This window comes from Thermaerobacter sp. FW80 (assembly GCF_004634385.1).
Taxonomy (GTDB): Bacteria; Bacillota; Sulfobacillia; order Thermaerobacterales; family Thermaerobacteraceae; genus Thermaerobacter; species Thermaerobacter composti.
The window spans coordinates 1,115,840-1,133,665 of the sequence record NZ_CP037895.1 but is presented as its reverse complement, the minus strand read 5'-3'; the positions used below and the strand labels follow the sequence as shown (position 1 = coordinate 1,133,665).

General features: G+C 68.6%; 19 protein-coding genes. 5 read left to right on the top strand and 14 right to left on the bottom strand.

Translation table 11 applies throughout. The features are described from left to right. Positions 1-193: 193 nt before the first annotated feature. From E1B22_RS04900 to E1B22_RS04855, 10 genes are all read right to left on the bottom strand, one after another. Positions 194-592, bottom strand: coding sequence for a holo-ACP synthase (locus E1B22_RS04900; protein ID WP_135224789.1), 399 nt, complete (start codon positions 590-592; stop codon positions 194-196). Between the two features lie 275 nt (positions 593-867). Beyond that, positions 868-2,520 (bottom strand): cbb3-type cytochrome c oxidase subunit I, encoded by a 1,653-nt coding sequence (locus tag E1B22_RS04895; RefSeq protein WP_135224788.1) that lies wholly within the window; start codon positions 2,518-2,520, stop codon positions 868-870. Between the two features lie 31 nt (positions 2,521-2,551). Beyond that, complete coding sequence (locus E1B22_RS04890) at positions 2,552-3,055, bottom strand: cytochrome c oxidase subunit II (RefSeq protein WP_243123746.1); 504 nt, start codon at positions 3,053-3,055, stop codon at positions 2,552-2,554. Positions 3,056-3,314: 259 nt separating this feature from the next. After that, a complete protein-coding gene (locus tag E1B22_RS04885) occupies positions 3,315-4,718 on the bottom strand; it encodes an IS1182 family transposase (protein WP_135224107.1) in 1,404 nt (467 codons plus the stop codon). Positions 4,719-5,278: 560 nt separating this feature from the next. Continuing rightward, positions 5,279-5,662, bottom strand: a complete 384-nt coding sequence (locus E1B22_RS04880; RefSeq protein ID WP_135224787.1) for a cytochrome c — start codon at positions 5,660-5,662, stop codon at positions 5,279-5,281. Continuing rightward, positions 5,653-6,165, bottom strand: a complete 513-nt coding sequence (locus E1B22_RS04875; protein WP_135224786.1) for a YncE family protein — start codon at positions 6,163-6,165, stop codon at positions 5,653-5,655. Before E1B22_RS04875 ends, E1B22_RS04880 begins: the two co-directional genes overlap by 10 nt. Further along, a complete protein-coding gene (locus E1B22_RS04870) occupies positions 6,119-6,481 on the bottom strand; it encodes a hypothetical protein (RefSeq protein ID WP_135224785.1) in 363 nt (120 codons plus the stop codon). The genes E1B22_RS04875 and E1B22_RS04870 overlap by 47 nt, the downstream gene beginning before the upstream one ends. A gap of 247 nt (positions 6,482-6,728) precedes the next feature. Further along, positions 6,729-7,502 carry a sulfite exporter TauE/SafE family protein gene (locus E1B22_RS04865; RefSeq protein ID WP_135224784.1) on the bottom strand — a complete coding sequence of 258 codons (774 nt, stop codon included), beginning with the start codon at positions 7,500-7,502 and terminating at the stop codon, positions 6,729-6,731. Between the two features lie 122 nt (positions 7,503-7,624). After that, positions 7,625-8,023: a DsrE/DsrF/DrsH-like family protein gene (locus E1B22_RS04860; protein WP_135224783.1), complete on the bottom strand. Its 399-nt coding sequence runs from the start codon at positions 8,021-8,023 to the stop codon at positions 7,625-7,627. Positions 8,024-8,113: 90 nt separating this feature from the next. Continuing rightward, positions 8,114-8,722, bottom strand: a complete 609-nt coding sequence (locus E1B22_RS04855) for a sulfurtransferase TusA family protein (protein WP_135224782.1) — start codon at positions 8,720-8,722, stop codon at positions 8,114-8,116. A gap of 219 nt (positions 8,723-8,941) precedes the next feature. Between E1B22_RS04855 and E1B22_RS04850 the strand changes: the two genes are divergently transcribed. Further along, positions 8,942-10,228 (top strand): IS256 family transposase, encoded by a 1,287-nt coding sequence (locus E1B22_RS04850; RefSeq protein ID WP_135224086.1) that lies wholly within the window; start codon positions 8,942-8,944, stop codon positions 10,226-10,228. 12 nt (positions 10,229-10,240) lie between these two features. On the opposite strand, the gene E1B22_RS04845 is transcribed toward E1B22_RS04850, so the two are convergent. Together E1B22_RS04845 and E1B22_RS04840 are read right to left on the bottom strand one after the other, a co-directional pair. Next, on the bottom strand, positions 10,241-11,389 hold the full coding sequence (locus tag E1B22_RS04845) for an MBL fold metallo-hydrolase (protein ID WP_243123745.1): 1,149 nt from the start codon (positions 11,387-11,389) through the stop codon (positions 10,241-10,243). Positions 11,390-11,404: 15 nt separating this feature from the next. Next, entirely contained in the window at positions 11,405-11,740 is a 336-nt protein-coding gene (locus E1B22_RS04840; RefSeq protein ID WP_135224781.1) for a rhodanese-like domain-containing protein, read from the bottom strand. 355 nt (positions 11,741-12,095) lie between these two features. On the opposite strand from E1B22_RS04840, the gene E1B22_RS04835 reads away from it, so the two are divergent. The 4 genes from E1B22_RS04835 (at position 12,096) to E1B22_RS04820 (ending at position 15,245) form a co-directional block, all read left to right on the top strand. After that, positions 12,096-12,461 carry a helix-turn-helix transcriptional regulator gene (locus tag E1B22_RS04835; RefSeq protein WP_135224780.1) on the top strand — a complete coding sequence of 122 codons (366 nt, stop codon included), beginning with the start codon at positions 12,096-12,098 and terminating at the stop codon, positions 12,459-12,461. A gap of 45 nt (positions 12,462-12,506) precedes the next feature. Then, complete coding sequence (locus tag E1B22_RS04830; protein WP_135224779.1) at positions 12,507-12,908, top strand: DUF302 domain-containing protein; 402 nt, start codon at positions 12,507-12,509, stop codon at positions 12,906-12,908. Between the two features lie 107 nt (positions 12,909-13,015). Continuing rightward, complete coding sequence (locus tag E1B22_RS04825) at positions 13,016-14,395, top strand: FAD-dependent oxidoreductase (protein WP_135224778.1); 1,380 nt, start codon at positions 13,016-13,018, stop codon at positions 14,393-14,395. Between the two features lie 199 nt (positions 14,396-14,594). Further along, complete coding sequence (locus E1B22_RS04820; RefSeq protein WP_135224777.1) at positions 14,595-15,245, top strand: thioredoxin family protein; 651 nt, start codon at positions 14,595-14,597, stop codon at positions 15,243-15,245. Positions 15,246-15,470: 225 nt separating this feature from the next. Here E1B22_RS04820 and E1B22_RS04815 read toward each other — a convergent pair whose 3' ends face one another. Together E1B22_RS04815 and E1B22_RS04810 are read right to left on the bottom strand one after the other, a co-directional pair. Then, positions 15,471-16,931: an ISLre2 family transposase gene (locus E1B22_RS04815; protein ID WP_135224670.1), complete on the bottom strand. Its 1,461-nt coding sequence runs from the start codon at positions 16,929-16,931 to the stop codon at positions 15,471-15,473. Between the two features lie 95 nt (positions 16,932-17,026). After that, positions 17,027-17,725, bottom strand: coding sequence for a class I SAM-dependent methyltransferase (locus E1B22_RS04810; RefSeq protein WP_135224776.1), 699 nt, complete (start codon positions 17,723-17,725; stop codon positions 17,027-17,029). Between the last annotated feature and the right edge of the window lie 101 nt (positions 17,726-17,826).

Below are 17,826 nucleotides of genomic sequence, written 5' to 3'. Positions count from 1 at the left end.
CCCGGATCCCCTTCCAGGGCGGCGCCGCTGGCTGGCGCGGTGCCGGTGGCGGGGGTCCCTGCCGGCCTCGCCGGCTCTCCAGAGGTCGCGGGTCCCCCTCGCGGGGCCCCGGATGCCCCGCCCGGCGTCGCGGGCACCCCGGCTCGAGGACCTGCAACCCCTCTCCCTGCGATGCCGGCCGGTTCTTCCGCCGTCAAGGCCGTCCCTCCCCGGGGCCGGTCCCTTCCAGGATGACCTGGGCCACCGCCCACTGGCCGTCGTGGGACAGACTGAGGTGGATGCGCTGGACGCCCGCCGCCCGGGCCAGCGCGGACGCCCGGCCCGCGACCTCCAGCCACGGCCGGCCCCCCTCGTCCTGGCGGACCCGGATGTCCCGCCAGCGCAGCCCCCGCAGGCCCGTGCCCAAGGCCTTGGCGAAGGCCTCCTTGGCCGCCCAGCGGGCCGCCAGGCGCCGGGCCCGGTGGGGCCCGGCGCCGGCGGCGGCCAGTTCGTCCGGAGAGAAGACCCGCTCCGCCCAGCGCCACCCCCGGCGGCGCAAGATGGCTTCGATGCGCTCCACCTGCACGATGTCGATCCCGGTCCCGACGATCACGCCCGTCGCTCTCCTCTCTCCTCTTTCTACCGCAGCGGGGGGCCCGGCAAAAGGTACCGGGAAGGGAAGGTCGAGGGGTTCGCGGTGAAGCGGCTCCGCCAGGGGGCGCCCTACCCCATCCGGCGAGCCGGCATCGTTGCAGGGTGGCTCCCGGGCAATGGACCGAGCGGCTCCGACAGTCGGTGCTCCTGTCATACGCCGAGCGCCCTCCCCGGCCGCTGCGGGAAGGGCGCTCGGCACCCGTGGTGATGAATGGCCCGGCTCACCCGTCGCGATCACCAGGCCCTCAGGCCGGGGGCGCTGAACGGCGACTGCAGCAGTCCCCACACCACGGGACCCCAGGCCAACAGGGTGAGGACCACGGTACCGACGACCCACGGGGTCAGCCGGTTGAGCCACACCGGCACCGGCATGCCGCCGTCCAGGGGCTCGGCAACGGGTACCGCCTGCCGCGCTGGAGCTTCCGCACCGCGCATCGTCACCACGACGACGCCCACGAACAGCAGCATGCTGACGAAAAGGAGCGCGCCGCCCGCGGCCGTCATCACGCCGCCGGCCTGGGCCTCGGCGATCTGGTACGCGGCCTGGGACCACCAGGTGCGACGGGGCACCCCCTCCAGCCCCATCGCCGCCATCCCACGGCCCATGATGGCCACGCCGAGGAACCACAGCCACACCTGGGCCAGCGCGACCCGCCGGCCGCGCAGCGCACGGCCGGTCAACTCGGGAATCAGCCAGTAGCTGATGCCCATGAAGGTGAGGGTGACGGCGCTGCCTACGGTCAGGTGGAAGTGCCCCACCACGAACAGCGTGTTGTGGACCAGCAGGTTCAGGACATAGGAGGCGTTGATCAGGCCCGACGCCCCGCCCACGGTGAAGAGCACCATGGCCAGCAACTGGGCCGCCACCGAGGGTTCCCGCCACGGCAGGGCGCGGATCCACCCCAGCCATCCCCGGCCCCCGCGCTGGCGTCCCGCGATCTCCAGGGAGGCCACCACCGTGAAGGCCGTGATCAAGCTCGGCAGGAAGACCACAAAGGTCAGAAAGCCGTGCAGCATCTTGCTGTGGGTGGCGACCCCGGGGTCGGTGTACATGTGGTGGACGCCGACGGGCAGGGAGAAGGGGATGAACAGCAGCAGGGCCAGCCGCGCCATGGATTCGCTGAACAGCTTGCCGCCCGCCTGGCGCGGCAGCATGAAGTACCACGACAGGTAGGCCGGGAGCAGCCACCAGTACACGATGGGATGGCCCGTCAGCCAGAACAGGCTGCGCGTCAGCAGCGGGTCGATGCCCTCCCGCAAGCCCAGCGACCACGGGATGAGGTAGATCACGAACTCCGTCGCCACGCCGCTGGTGGCGAGGGTCCACATGGTCAGCGTCACCAGGGTACCGAAGGCCAGTAGGGGCGTCTTCCGGCCCGGGTTGTCGCGCTTCCACGCTCGGTACGTCAAGAAGACGTTGGCCGCCAGCAACCACGTGCCGACGACGGCGAACAGGGCCACTCCGGTGTAGAAGGTCCAGTGCCCCTTCAGGGGCGCGTAGGCGGTGAACAGGACGGTGGCCCGGTTGGTCAGAATGGCGAACAGCGCCAGGGCAAGGCCGGCCCACATGATCCACAGGGTGGCCCGGCTCAGACGCCGGCTCTGCAAGGGGCGGCCGAAGCCCCGCACCGCGGTGAACGTCAGGAAGCCCACGTTGAAAAAGCTGGTCCAGATCAGGGCCAGCGCGACGCCGTGGAGGGTGAGCCCCTGATAGTAACTCTTGATCAAGGGTAGGTTCTGGTACAAATCGATGCGTGCCTTGTCGAGGGCCTGCAGCGGGCCCATCAACACGCCCAGCACCAGGCCGAAAAAGATGGCGGTGAGCAGGTGCTTGCGGGCGTCGGCATAATCCCCACGGAACTCCAGCGGAATGCCGCGAGATTCCATGGTCGTCACGTCCCCCTCGATGCCGCCGGCCTCATTCGACGACGATCCGGCCCGACATCACGTGATGCCCGATCCCGCAGTACTCGTGACAGAAGAACGTGTACTCGCCCGGCTCGTCGAAGGTATATTGCACGTGGGTCACCTGGCCCGGGATGATCATCGTGTTCACCGTGGTTCCTGGAATCATGAAACCGTGAATCACGTCCTTGCTCGTCACCACGAAGTCGACCGTCGCACCCCGGGGAATGCGGATCTCGTTGGGCTCGTATCCGAAGGCCTGCGCCGTCATGACGACCTCATACCGGTTGGGCCCTACGGCACGAACTCCCGGTGAGGTGAAGGGCGGATCATTCGCCGTCACGCGTGCCGGCGCCGCCGTCCGGTGGTCGACGCCGGCCGCGTGGGCGTCACCCGAACCGGGCAGGCGAATGCCCATGCCGAAGGTGGTGTACGCCAGCACCAGAACAAGCGCGAGCTGGAAGGCTGCGCTGACCCAGATCCACATCTTTTCGTAGCGGTCGACGTGCACGACCATCGCCTCCCGAAGCTGCTCCCAGAGGGGTCGTGCGAGGCAGCGGGGTCACGCACTGCGGAGCAACCTGAAGTACATGTAGCTCCACATGGCGGCGATGCCGAGCAAGTAGAGGAACACGACCAGCAGGGTCCCCTTGGGAGCCTGTTTCACGGACACTGACTTGATCGGGACGGGCTGGAAGGTACTGAGCCTATACAGCAACATCGCATGGGTTGGCGGTCAGCATCGCGTCGGTGAGGGGGCCCCGGTCGCTGCCCTTCTACGCCGGCGCCGCAGCAGTGCAACGAAAGGGTAAGGACGCGGATCTCTCCGTCACCCTTCGCCAGAGCTTCAGCAAGTTGTGGGTCAAGCAGAGCAGCTTCCACTCGCTGTCACACGCCGCCAGACCGCGACGCAGGAACCGGTCGGCGCCTCGCACGGCCTTGATCTGCCCAAACACCGGCTCCACGGTCTGGCTGCGCTTGGCGTAGATCGCCTGCCCTCGCCGGGTCCGCAGCTTGCGTTCCATCCGCTCCCGCAGGCTCAGCCCCTTGGGGATCCGGCCCCGCGGAGGGGGTGCATCCTTCACCGCCTGACGATGCTTCCACTCCTTGCTCGTCGCCAGGAACAGCTCCGGCCCTTCGGCCGGCGCCTGCTTCACGTTCGCCTCGCTCCAGTACCCCGCATCGGCCACCACGGCCCGGATGGGCTCGTCCACGCCCGCGGCCCGGAGGTTGGCTTGCGCCTGCTGGAGCATCGGGTGCAGTTGGCCCACGTCGTTGGCGTCCTGCGTCACCGCCGCGGCCACGATGAGTTGGTCTTCGCTCACCACCGCCTGGGCGTTGTACCCTTGCACAAAGCCCTGCCGGGTCTTCAGGATCCGGCTGTCCGGATCCGTGATGTTGGCCTTGGCTGCCGGATCCACCGAGGGATCCGGCGCCTTCGGCTTCCGCCCCCGCCGCTTCTTGCCGGTCGCCTGCTCCTGGGCCTTCCGTTCGTCGATGCGGGCCTGCTGCCGGGCGGCTTCCCGGGCCGCCTCTTCCTCCAGCCGCCGCTTGCATGCCTTTAGCCGCTCCAGCCGGCTCGCACGGTGGCGCAGCTCCTCCGGCAACTCGTCCCCACGACGCCCGGGGCCGTACCGCTCATCTTCTTCTCGGTCCGTGGCCTCCGCTTCCCGGAGCATCTTCTCCACTTCCTGGCGAATCGCATCGTAGGTTCGGTTGGCCGCCAGCGAGGCGTTGGCCTTCATCTTCGTCCCGTCAAGGGCGACCACGCCCACCTTCCCGAGCCCCGCCTCGCGGCACAGCCGCAGCACCTGCGTGAACAGCTCGGCCAGTTCCCGCGCATGGCGCTGGCGGAAGCGGGCGATGGTCACGTGATCCGGCTTCTGGTTGGCGGTGATCACCCGGAAGGCCACGTCCTCGAGGCACAACCGCTCGATCCGCCGGCTCGACCGCTCGCCGACGCAGTAGGCGTACAGCAGCAGCGTCACCATCATGGTCGGGTCGTAACTCTCTCCACCCCAGCCGTCGGCGCGGTACTTCTCGTAAAAGGCCCGCAGGTCCATCTGCTCCACCGCATCGATCAGGAACCAGGCCAGATGGTCCTCAGGCAGCCAGTCGCGAAGGCTCGGTGGAAGCAGGTACAGTTGGTCACGGTTCACCGGGCGGAAGTTGTAGGCCATAGGGACACCTCGGGCGACGGAGAATTCCAATCCATGGCCTCACTTAAACCCACGTGGGTGCAATCCTGCGGAAATACCTGGGTTCGTGAAACAGGCTCTTGGGTGCCTCTATATCCCGAACGCCCTTTTCCACGGGGGCGACCTGTTGCAACCCCTCCCGTTCCGCAACCCGCCGCCGGCTGGTGGCCATGGCCTGTCACCTCCCGGGTCTCTCGTTATGGAGGGCGACGCCGGCGGCGAAGTCCGATGCCGTCGGCCTTCGCCGCCGGTGGCCGGCCCGCGGTCGGCCGCGGGCTCGGCATCACCTTCACCGTCGGGCACCAACCTGAGGCCGACATGAGTGGAACCTGAGTAGAAGCTGAAGACTTGGGCTCCCGCATGGACCGGCCGGTCAGGCCGACGACAAAAAAGGGGAGGGAGGGCGCGCACGCGCGCCCTCCCTCCCCCTGAGGTGCGTTTCCGCGGTGACGCCGTCAGGCCGCACCCCGTCGGCCGTCCCCCGGCTCCCGGCTGAGCATCCTGCGGCAGCCCTCAATCATTGCTTGGCCGCAAGACCCTGTCTAAGGCATCGCGGGATCGTCGTCACACTCCTTGGCCGGGTCCAACGGCTCTTCGATCTGGAGTTCGGTCTTGATGTCGAGGCTGCGGTGCTGGTCGCTCTTGAGATACTCGGCTATGATCTTGGCCTCCCGGTCGTCGATGGGAGCCCCGTTGCCCCGCATCTTCTCCACAATGGCGTCCCACTGGTCACCCCGGGCGTTGTTGCGGATGATACGGCCCACGTCATGGCAGATCGTGCACTTCTGGAAGAACAACGCCTCGGCCTCCGAGCGGGGCTCCGGCATCACCAGCCTGGCGGCCTTGGCGATGACCTCCTTGGCCTGGTCCTTGTTCGCCTGCCACCGGGCGATGACGTCCGGGGGGACGTTGGACTTCAGCGCCATGCAGCCATGCCGTTGGGGTTGAGACCCACCGCCACGTCCTTGATGCGTTCCATCTTCTCCACATCGATGATGGAGATCGAGTTGGCGCCCCAGTTGGTGACGTAGGCGGTCTTCCCGTCCGGCGAGAAGTAGATCCAGTGCGGGTTCTGGACGACCGGGATCTCCTTGATGACCTCGAAGGTCGCGAAGTCCAGCACGCTGATGTGCTGGGCGCCGTTGTGGTTCACCCACACGTTGCCGTCGGGACCGTAGTAGGCGATGTTGGCCCCGCCGCCCGTCTTGACGGTCTTGATCAGCTGGCCCTTGTCCGCGTCGATGAAAGAGAAGGAGCCGTCGGCACGATTGCCGGTGGCGATGACGTGGGTCTTGCCAAGGAACTCCACGTTCACCGGCTTGGGCACGTTCCCGACCCGGTGGACAATCTGGTCCGTCGCCGTGTCGATGATGATCACTTCATCATCCAGGGTATTGGCGACGGCCACGTACTTGCCGTCGGCCGACATCCCCAGGCGCCACCCAGTCGCCGTAACGGATGGTCACCAGCACCCAGCGCTGGTCCTTGGTGATGTACGGGTGGTGCGGCACGCCGCCCTCGGTGCGGATGAACTGCACCGGCTCGCCCGTGGCCAGGTCGACCACGGTGACACCCTGGCTCACCTCGTCGGCGACGTAGGGCCAGCCGTTACCGTCCCACCGGGGATCGAGTTCGGGCCCGGCAGCGTTCTGGGACTCGTACCAGCGCACCTCGTAGTCGGGATCGAAGGTCGCCGCCGGGGTCATCACCCCGCCGCACGCAGCGAGGAAGAGCGATGCGGCCACCAGCCCGGCCACGCCGAGGCGGGTGGTCCCATGCAGCCCGGGACGTCCGCGAGCACGGAATGGCTCTGCGCCCGCGTGATGGTGCTCTCCCATGATGGACGGACCTCCTTCAAGGCACGACGCTGCCGCGGAGGACTCGCGCCTTGGACGAACAGGCCGTCGACGGTATCCTCGGCCCGCAGGCGACCGGCCACCGCGGCATCGGATGTCCACATCGATCAGATCCCCATGGGCCGACACGTCCTTCTTACCCGCCGAGGGCCTGGCGCCACATTTGCACGACGGATCCCCAGACCACCATGGCGACCATCCAGCGCAGCGCACCGGCCCGGACCCGTTTCGATAGGTACCCCCCCACCTGGGCGCCGGGGACCGAACCCAGCACCAGCGCCAGCGCCAGCGGCCAGTCGACCTGCCCCGTCGCCACCTTGCCCGCCATGCCGAAGGCGGCGGTGAAGAGGACGATGGCCAGGGTCGAGCCCAGGGTGACCCGCGTCGGGATCTTGAGCACGTACATCATGAGAGGCACGTAGATGAAGGCGCCCGGCGCCCCGACGAGCCCGCCCACCAACCCCACCGCCAGGGCGATGGCCACGGCCAGCGGCCGATGGAAGCGGACTTGGTCCGCCGTCGCGTCCGGATCTCCCTCCCGGCGGGGCAGGAACATCAGCACGCCCGCCAGCGTGGCGATGCTGGCGAAGAGAAGGAGCAACGCGCGGGCGTTCACCAGGTCGGACAGCAGGCCGCCCGCCAGGGCGCCAAGGGCGCTGGCTCCTCCCATGGTCAGGACCAGGTCCTTGTGGACGAACCGGTTGCGCCAGTGGACCACCATGCCGGACAGCGCCGCGAAGAACACCTGCACGATGGTGATGGCGGCCACCTGCTTCATGTCCAGGGCCGGGAAGCCGAACAGCGGCGGGACGAACAGGAGCAGCGGAACCATGAGGATCGCCCCGCCGAGTCCCAGCAATCCCGAGAAGAACCCGCCGGCCAGGCCGATCAGGAAGAGCAGGGCGCTCATCTGGGCCTTCCTCCCCCATGTCTTGTCTCACGTCCGCGGATGCCTCAAGCGCCCCGTTCCCGCACATGGCCGCGGGGTGCACCGGGCGCCCGGGTTCGGACCCGGGCGCCCGCTCCCAGCGCTCAAAAGGTGACGTTGACGTCGGCCTCGGCCGCGAAGGCCAGGAAGGTGGCCGCGCCACCAGGCTCGACCCCGTCCACCAGCTGGTCGAGGCCGATGCCCATGACATCCATGGTCATCTGGCAGCCGATCAGCTTGACGCCCGATTCCTTGGCAATCTCCAGCAGCTCAGGCACCGAAGGCACGTTGTGCTTCTTGAAGCCCTCCAGCGCCGGCTGCAGGTGCTCGGGCACCGGCAACTGCCGATTCGCTTCCTTATGGATGATCTTCAAGCCGTCGAAGGTGAAGAAAACCTGGACCTCCGCCCCCATGGCGGCGGCTGCCGTGGCGATGTTCAGCACCTTGTACGCGTCGTCGATGTTGCCGTGGCTGGCGATGATGGCGACGCGACGAGCGGACATGGAAGGCCCCTCCTTTGCGCTTTCGTCAAACCGTGCAGCCTTGCGGTGCTTGGGCTACCCGAGGTGCGGGGCGCTTTGCCAACCCAGACGTCAGGACGCTGTCGATGACGGGGCGTCCTCGGCGCGGCCGCGCTCGACCGGCCCCGACCAGGCGGACATGCCCGGCACCACGTTGACCACCTTCTCGAAGCCGGCCTGTTCCAGAATGCGGCAGGCGTAGGCGCTGCGGCGGCCGCTGCGGCAGACCACGGCGATCTCGGCAGTCCGGTCGAGCCGGTCGGTGAAGTCGACCAGCGACTCGATGGGTACGGAGAGGGCACCGGGGATGTGGCCGGCCTCGTACTCCTCGGGCTCCCGCACGTCCAGCACGATCGGCGCCTCGCCAGCCTCCAGGCGCCGGGCCAGTTCCTCGTTGCGGATCTCCCGGGGAAAGAGGGGACCCTTCTCCTTGGTCTCGGGCACCAGCTTCTTGACGTACAAGCGGAAGAAGCCCTCGTCCTCGACCACACCGAGGAACTTGTGCTCCGTCTGCTCGCACCAGCCGCGGAAATCGGCCGGCGCGCCCCGGTCGGTGGCCAGCACCTCGAGGACCTCCCCGACCTGCAGGGCGTCCATGGCCTTGCGCGCCCGGACGATGGGCAACGGACAGGACAGACCGCGCGCATCGATGGTGGCATTGGGCTTGAACGTGGTGCTCATCGGCGACCCCCCTGCTGTCTTCAGGCGGCTTGTTCGGCCAGGGCACACACGTTGCGCCCCAGCTCCAGCTCGGATGCCTCATCCTCGCTCGGACGCAGCAAACCGAGGTTGACCCGGGTGACGTCCTAAACTGTCTGTAAACGCGAAGCGGTCTGGGCTACCATCGGTGGCGTCGGAAAACTCGCCCCAGCTGGGGCACACCGAGGAGGACCCAGACCTATGTCCAGGATACCACCCAGCCAGCAGTTGGCGGAGCTGGCCCGGCAGCTGGCCGCGCAGGCCCGGGAGGGTACTGAGGTCGAGGACCTGACCCATGCCCTCGTCCGCCTGGGCGCCCGCAAGCTCATCCAGGAGCTGCTGGAGGCAGAGGTCACGGAGCTTTTGGGGCGCGGACGCTACGAGCGGCGCGAGCCTGGCCAGGAAGGCGCCCGCAACGGCTACAAGCCGCGGACGCTGCGTTGCGCCGAGGGGCGGCTCGAGATCGACGTCCCCCAGGTGCGGGGCATGGAGGGACTGTGCCAGCCCACGCTGTGGAGGGCCCTCAAGCGGCGGACGGACGTGCTGGAGCGCCTGGTGGTGGAGATGTACGCCCGGGGCCTCTCTAGCCGGGACATCGAGGATGCGCTGGCGGAGCTGGCGGGCAGCGAAGCGCCGCTTTTGAGCCGGTCCACCGTGAGCCGGATCACCGAGGCGCTCCACGAGGAGTTCGAGGCCTTTGCCCAGCGGGACCTGTCAGGCCTCGACGTGGTGTACCTGTTCGCCGACGCCATCTACGAGTCGCTGCGCCGGCAGGCGGGCTGCCGTGAGGGCATCCTGGTCACCTGGGCCATCTTGAGCGACGGCAGCAAGGTGCTGGTGCACCTGAGCCTGGGCAACAAGGAGCGCTACGAGGACTGGCTGGAGCACTTCCGGGATCTGGTGCGCCGGGGGCTGAAGACGCCGCTGACGGTGACGACGGACGGGGCGCCGGGGCTGATCCAGGCGGTGGAAGCCATGTGGCCGGAGGCGGAGCGCATCCGCTGCTGGGTGCACAAGATGCGGAACGTGCTGGACAAGGTGCCGGAGGAGGCGCGGCCCGTGCTCAAGCCCTACCTGGAGGCGATCCGGGACGCACCGGATATCGAGCAGGGCCGGCGGCTGGTGGCCGAGGTGGTGGAGCGGTTCGGGCGGGAGTATCCCTCGGCCATGCGGAGCCTGCAGGAGGACCTGGAAGCGAGCCTGGCGCACCTGCGGCTACCCGCCGCCCACCGCAAGCATGTCCGGACCACCAACCTGGTGGAGCGCAGCTTCGAGGAGGAGCGGCGGCGCGCCAAGGTGATCCCGCGGTTTCGGAGCGAGCGGGAGTGCCTGAAGCTAGTCTTCGCCGTGCTGTGGCGGGCGAGTGAGCGCTGGCGGCGGGTGCAGTTCAGCGAGCACGAACGAAAGCAGCTGGAGCGCTACATCGAGGAGCGGCAACGGCAAAGAGCGGCGCAGAAAGAGGTTTCACCCGCTGCCACCGTGGCATGACCCAGACCGCTTTTACAGACAGTTCGGGACTTGACCGTTGACCCGCTTGATGTCCACGTATTGCTGCGGGAATTCCGGCAAACGGGCCATGATGAAGTCGACGAAGGCGCGTTCGCCGGCCACCAGGGCCTGCAGTCCCTCGTTGGACCGCTTGAGGTCCCCGAGCCGAGCGGCGACGCGGCCGCGGGCGTCGGCCTCCTGCGGCCGGCTGAAGTGTCCGGGAAGAACCAGCGTGGAGTCGGGCAGTTCCATCAGCCGCAGGAGGGACCGGTAATACAGGGGCGTCCAGGTCTCGGCCCGGCCACCCAGGTCCGGGCGGGCGATGGACTCGACGAAGATGGTGTCACCGCTGAACAGGTAGCGACCGTCCAGCAGGTAGACCACCTGTCCCAGGGTGTGCCCGGGCACGTGGATTGCACGCAAGGTGGCACGGCCCACACGGAACTCCTGCCCGTCGTACACCGGCTGGTAGCGGAAGGTCGCGGGCAACACGTCCATGGGGTGAATGGCGTCGTAGGGGTGCAGGTGATAGGGCACGCCCAGTCGTTCTGCCAGTTCGGCGCCGCTGCTGATGTGGTCGGCGTGGGCGTGGGTGTCCAGGACCCGGGTGATGGTCATGCCGTGCCGGCGCACGAACTCCAGGTAGCGCTCGGCGTGGCGCAGCGGGTCGATGATCACCGCCTCCCCCTCCGAGGCCACCAGATAGCTCAGGCAGCCGCGGGCAGGGCGGTTGACCTGATAAACGGCAAGGCCCTCTTCCTCCACCACGGGGACGAATTCGCAATGGTCGCCCCAGGCGACCATGCCGCCGCGCAAGCTGACGGCATCATAGCCCAGCTCGCGGAGCCCCTGGGCCACATACCCGGAGGTGCCGCCGTGGGCGCACACGACCACGATCCGCCCTTCCCGGGGCAGGTCGTCCACCCAGTGCCGGCGCGCGTAGGCCTTGGCGGATGCGGTGAGATCGTCTTCCTCGGCCTCGGCCAGGATCTCGTAGTACGGCACGTGGATCACCTGCAGGGGCTGGCGGCCTTCGATCCGCCAGCGGCGAAACTCCTCGTCATTGCGGAGATCGATCACGAACGGGGTCTCGCCCCGGTCCAGCATCCGCTTGAGCTCACCGGCGTCGATCTCCCCAGGCGTCCGCGTCCTCGCGTCCACCGCTTGTCCCTCCCCTCACCGTCCCTGGCCGGAGCCGTATTCCACCGGACCCTTCCACCGTTGCATGCCGCCCGCCAGGTTGCGGACGTTGCGGAAGCCCTTCGCCTTCAGCCATTCCTGGGCGAGTCCGGAACGGTTGCCACTGCGGCAGACGAGGATGATCTCCTGGTCGGTCGGCAAGTCGCGGGACCGCGCGAGCACCTCGCCCAAGGGCAGGAGCCGTGCCCCTGGGATGTGCCCGCGGGCGTACTCGTCGGGCTCGCGGACGTCGATGATCAACGGGGCGTCACCGGCTTCAAGTCGCCGGCGTAGCTCGTCAGGGGTGACGACATCTGGAAACCCACTCCCCATCGGGATGGCGCCCCTCCTCGGCCGCGATCTGCCGCCGAGCCGGCGTCGCCCATCGATCCCGGACGGCACCGGCTCGGCAAGGACTGGCCGGAACAGTATTTAAGCAACTACTGAAAATCTGAGGGTAAGTATAGCGGGCGTCCTCTCATCGCGCAACCCCTGGGACGAAGCGCCAGGTGCCGGCGGAACCGCACGTGGTCCGGGCAGGCACCGGGGACCGACCCCGCAGGCGTGCACCGCCAAGCCGATTCACAGGATCCATGGGCTTGACACCGCTCCCCGGGGAGGACGATAGTTGAAGTGATTAAGAAAATAATTAGCGATGCTGGCTCGGGGAATGGGGAAGTGGTCGCCGATGACATCCGAATGGACGGACACGGAGAGGCAATTGCTGGAACTCCAGGCGCGCCTTTGCCACGTGCTGGCCAGCCCCAAACGGCTGGAGATCCTGTACACCCTGGCCCGTGGAGAGATGACCGCCGGTGAGCTGGCCCGCGCCGTGGACACCACCACGGCCAACCTGTCGCAGCACCTGGCCCTCATGCGCCAGTACGGCCTGGTCGCGTCCCGCAAGGAAGGGCTCAACGTGTATTACCGACTCGCGTCGCGCGAAATCCTGGAGGCGTGTCAGGCGGTGCGCCAAGTGCTGTTGGACCACCTCCGGCGCAACGCGAGGTTGGCCGCCGAGAGCGACGCCAATCCACCGCACGAGCGGCCGTGACGAGGCGAATCCTACGCAGACGGGGACGCGGGGGAGGGATCCTCGATGGCAGAGCTTGACTACACGGTGGCTACGGACAAGCCGGTGGACGAGGCCATCCAAGCGCTGCAATCCGCGCTGGCCGAGCGCAAGTTCAGCGCCCTCTGGCACCTGCACGTCAACGAGAAGCTGCGGGAGAAGGGCTTCCACCTGGAACCCGACTTCCACATCTTCGAGGTCTGCAACCCTGCCAAGGCCAAGCAGGCCCTGGAGACCGATCAGAAGGTCGGTTACCTGCTGCCTTGCAAGATCGTGGTGTACGCCGACCGCAACGACGGCAACCGCACGAAGATCGGCCTGCTGCGCCCGCAGACGTTGATCGGGCTGCTGGACGACGAGCGGCTTCGGGACCTGGCCAACGAGGTGGAACAGGAGCTGCGCGCGGCGGTGGATGCGGCGGCTCGCTGAGGCCGCCGCATCCTTTTCCGGGGCGGCCAGGCCGCGCCGGTGGGGACCGATGCGGGGCGAGCGGCCCAGCGTATCCGCCGCCCCGAGCCCACAGGAGATGGTGGACCATGTCCCGGAGAAAGCGCCTGGTGGTGGTCGGGGGCGTCGCGGCCGGCATGAGCGCCGCCTCCCGGGCGCGTCGCCTCGATCCTGACCTGGAGATCGAGGTGTTCGAGCGCAGCGGCTTCGTCTCGTACGGGTCTTGCGGCTTGCCCTACTTCGTCGGCGGCCTGATCCGCGAACCCGGCGAGCTGGTGGTCTACACGCCGGAGTTCTTCCGCCAGAAACGCAACATCGCCGTTCACGTCCAGCACGAGGTCACGGCCATTCATCCGGACGAACACTACCTGGAGGTACGCGACCTCGTGACCGGGCGCCAGCGGCAGGTGGAGTTCGACAGCTTGATCTTGGCCACGGGCGCCCGGCCCGTCGAGCCGCCCATCCCCGGCCTCGACCTGAAGGGTGTCCATTCCCTCCGGCTGGTCGAGGACGGCATCGCCGTCCGCGAGCACGCCCGGACCCTGGTGGCCCAGGGGCGACGCAAGGCGGTCGTCATCGGCGGCGGCTACATCGGGCTTGAAATGGCCGAGGCCCTGGTCACCGTCGGGATGGAGGTCGCCATCGTCGAGCGCCTCCCCCAGGTCATGCCCAACCTGGACCCGGAGATGGCCGAGCTGGTCCACGATGAATTGCGCCGCCACGGTGTGGCGCTGTATCTGGGCGAGGGGGCACGGGCCGTGCTGGGCGACGGTGACCGCGTGCGGGCGCTCGACACCGACGCCCGCACCCTGCCGGCCGATCTGGTCCTGGTGGCCGTGGGCGTGCGGCCCAATTCCGAGCTGGCCGAGGCGGCCGGCATCGAGCTGGGTGCCGGGCGGGCGATCAAGGTGGACGAGTTCATGCGCACGTCGCACCCGGCGGTCTATGCCGCCGGCGACTGCGCCGACACCATCCACCGCGTCAGCGGCCGGCGCGCCTACATTCCCCTCGGCACCACCGCCAACAAGCAGGGGCGCGTGGCCGGCGAGAACGCCGCCGGCGGCCACGCCCGCTTCCCCGGGGTACTGGGTACGGCCATCGTCAAGGTATTCGACCTGGGCGTCGCCCGGACGGGCCTGACCGCCCGCGAGGCCGCACTGGCGGGCCTGGACGCCGCGGCCACCACGATCCGCCACGGCTCCCGCGCCCACTACTACCCCGGTGCCGGCAAGCTGCACGTACGGCTGGTCCACGGGCCTGACGGCCGCCTGCTGGGCGCCCAGATGGCGGGACCGGTCGATGCCGTCTTGCGCATCGACACGCTGGTGGCGGCCCTACATGCAGGCATGACGGTGGACCAGCTCTACGAACTGGACCTGGCCTACGCGCCCCCCTTCGCGCCCGTGTGGGATCCGGTGCTGGTGGCCGCTCGCCAGGCCATGAACGCCATCCGGGGCGTGTCGGACTAGATGCGTCTCCGACGGCGCATGCAGCCGGTCGCCCCGGCAGGCGGGAACACTGTTCCCGAGAGAGCGCTGGTTTCACTGGTTTTGAAGGTTTCCGGTCGGGCGGTGGGTGTTCGGCGGCAACCGGCGGCCAGCGCGCCGCCCGGCCGGGGCTCCCGGGATCCGCAAAGAGAGGGATCCCTGAGAGGAGGTGACGAAAGGGATGAAGATCTCCGATCAGGACCGGCGGGAGATCCAGCGGCGCTTTGAGGCGATGGAATCACCGGTGGTCCTCAAGCTGTTCGTCCGCGCAGACAAAGACGAGTGCCCCTACTGCGAGGACACCCGCCAGCTGCTGGAAGCGGTGGCGGAGCTCGACGACCGCATCACCCTCGAGGTCCACGATGTCGACCTGGAACCCGAGCTGGCCGAGCGCCACGGCGTCGACATGGTCCCGGCCATCCTGTTCGCCCGGGCGGACGGCAGCGACACCGGGATGCGGTTTTACGGCATTCCGGCCGGTTACGAGTTCGGGACGCTGATCGACGACATCGTCGACGTCTCCCGCGGTGTCGCGGGGCTGTCCCCGGAAACCGAGGCATACCTGCGGTCGCTGGACACCGACGTCCACCTGCAGGTGTTCGTCACGCCGACGTGACCGTACTGTCCCCGGGCGGTCCGCCTGGCTCACAAGATGGCCCTCGCCAGCGACCGGGTGCGGGCTGACGCCATCGAGGCCATGGAGTTCCCCGATCTGGCCAACCGCTTCGCAGTCTTCGGCGTTCCCAAGACCGTGGTGAACGGGTCGGCCGCCATCGAAGGCGCGGCGCCAGAACCACACCTGCTGGCGTTGATCAAGGAGGCCCTTTCCTGACAGGGTTCCTCGGACGTGGCGACCCGCCGGTCTCCGGCGGAGGCCGGCGGGTCGTCGTATCCCCTGTTGGAGCCACCCCACCACCAGGCCGGCGGGCAAGGCACGGTCGGCACGAGCCGAGATCCCACGCCGCTCGAGCCGGCGCGGATCCCCGCCGGTCAAGCCGGCTCGACCAGGAGACTGCATCAAGCTTCGGTAGGTGGATCCCCCCGACCCATGTTCCGGTCACGCCACAGAAAGGCCGGCCAGATGCCGCAGCGCCTTCACCCACTCGCGGTCCGCATGGGGTCCGTAGAGCGCCGGGATCCGCACCCGCAGCCACTGGGCGACATCCTCCACGTCGCTCCGGCTCAGGCGCTGCCCGAACAGCCGGCCTTGCGGGGTCGGGGCCACCGGTGGCGCCTGGCGGCGCTGCCAGACCGGACGCGCGTAGCGATCGAGCTCCCCGTTCGCTCGAGCCGCCAACAGCCGGGCCAGGTGCCGAGCCCCTCGCTCGCTCCACGCGGCCCCGCGCCGCTTCATTCGCCGGGCCAGCACGTGGTAGTTCTCCGCCTCGATCGCACCGAGCCGCCGCGCGTTCGCGTCGGCCACGATGCCGTCCCAGTGGTTCTTCAAGTACTGCTTCAGTTCTTGGACGCGGTCGCGCGCTTCACCCCGCGCCCGCCGGCGAGCCGCATCCAGGATCGTCTCCACCTCGCGCCACGGCTTCCCCTCGGCCAGGGCCGCCGCCAGCTGCCGGTGGGCTTCCGCGTCGTGCTGCAGTCCCCGCCGCATGGCCCGTTTCAGGTGGAACGGATCGAGGCGATACGAAGCCTGTGGGAGGTACTCAAGGGCCTTGCGGATCCACGGCGCCCCGTCCCCACCCACCGTGCACTGTTCCACCCGGGCCCAGTCCCACTCCGCCGCAAAGGCCGCCAGCGCCTCCTCGATGGACGCCGTCCCTTCGCCCACGGCCACGTGCACCCGCCGGTTCTTCAGCACCGTCCGCCCCCGCGCGTCCGTCGCCTTGCCCTCATACGCCAGCGCATGCATCAGCGCAATCCGCTCTTTCTGCCCATCCGGCCCGCGCCGCCGGCCCCGCACCAACAGCTCGTCAAACTCCAAGTCGACGGCGGCCGCCGGCCGGCTCCCGGGCGGGATCTCGCCCCGCTCAAACACCGCCTCCCGCTGCGCCTTCGCCGCTTCGTCCGCTCGGGCCCCGGCCGCCTGCACATCCGCCCACAAGGCCATGGCGCTCAGCCGCACGGCCCCGCAGCTCACCCGCTCCAGCCAGTCCGCTGCCGCCGCAAACGGCACTTGGGTGCACAGCTGAATCCCGAACTCCTGCACCAGCGGCGAGTATCGCTGCCGCGGCGCCAGCCCGAGCACTTCATCCAGCAAGAACCGCCGTGCGCCGCTCGGCCGCTCCTGGTAATACCGTCGTTCCCACTGGATCTCACCCACCCACGTGATCAGGCTCCGCGGTTGCTGATTGACGCACTTCAGTTGCCGCCGGTCCCGCTGCTCCATCAGCTGCCGGTCCAGCGCCTCCAAAGCCGTGACCAACAGTTGCCGCGCGGCCTCCTGCGCCCCTCGGACCACGGCCACCTCCAGCGCTCGAAAGTCCGGAGCCTCCCACAGGGCCTTTTCCACAACCCGAGCAAGCTGCAGGGTGATCTCCCCGATGCGGCGAATCACGTCCTTCATGGAGAGGCCTCACCTCCATCCTTGGCCAGAAGGATCGGCTGTCCCGTTTGGGACAACCTGGTGAGGTCTCTCCTTCGCTTTTCCCCCACCAGCACCTACCGAAACTTTAGACAGTCGACCAGGATGGCGTACTGCTCCTGCTCCGGATAGTGCCTTCGGCCCAGGATCTTGAAACCCTCACCGGTCAACCATCCGGCCAGGTCCGCCTCGGCAATGCGCTCCGCCCGGGGTGGACCCACCTCACCGGCCCCCTCCGGATCGAACTCCGCCACCATGCGGGCGCCCGGCAACAGCCAGCGGTGAAGGCGACCCAGGACCGCCCGGGGATCCGGAATGTGATGGAGCACATGGGCCAGGACCACCTTGCGGGCGTGCTGGGGCGGGATGACCCCGGCCAGGTCGTCCTGGGCGATGTCCGCCTGGAAGGCGCGCACGTTGTCGAGGCTCTCCCCCTCCACCTGCCGGCGCAGAAAGCGCAGGGCCTCGGGCCAGTGGTCCACGGCGTACACGCGGCCGTGGGGCTGCACCCGGCGGGCGGCCAGCAGGCTGGTGAGCCCCGGCCCCGCACCCAGGTCCACCAGGTGATCTCCGGGCCGGAGGTCCAGCCACTCCAACCACTCCTCCACCAGGGCTTGACGCCGTTTCTGGTGCTCGAAGATCTCCGCCCAGGAGACCTGAGCCTCCCACGGCCCGTGGTGCGCAGCACCATGGCTCCTCCTCCCATGGTGCGCAGCCTGCGGCGCAGGCTGGTTCGCCGCGCCAGCGTGGTCTGCCGAGAACGGCGGGCATGCCATGCCCCCACCTCCTCCTCCATCCTGACCCGATTTTCTCATCGGCCAGCACAGGCCTGCACAACACCACGTCCCACCGGGAGGAACCAGCGCCTCCACGCCGC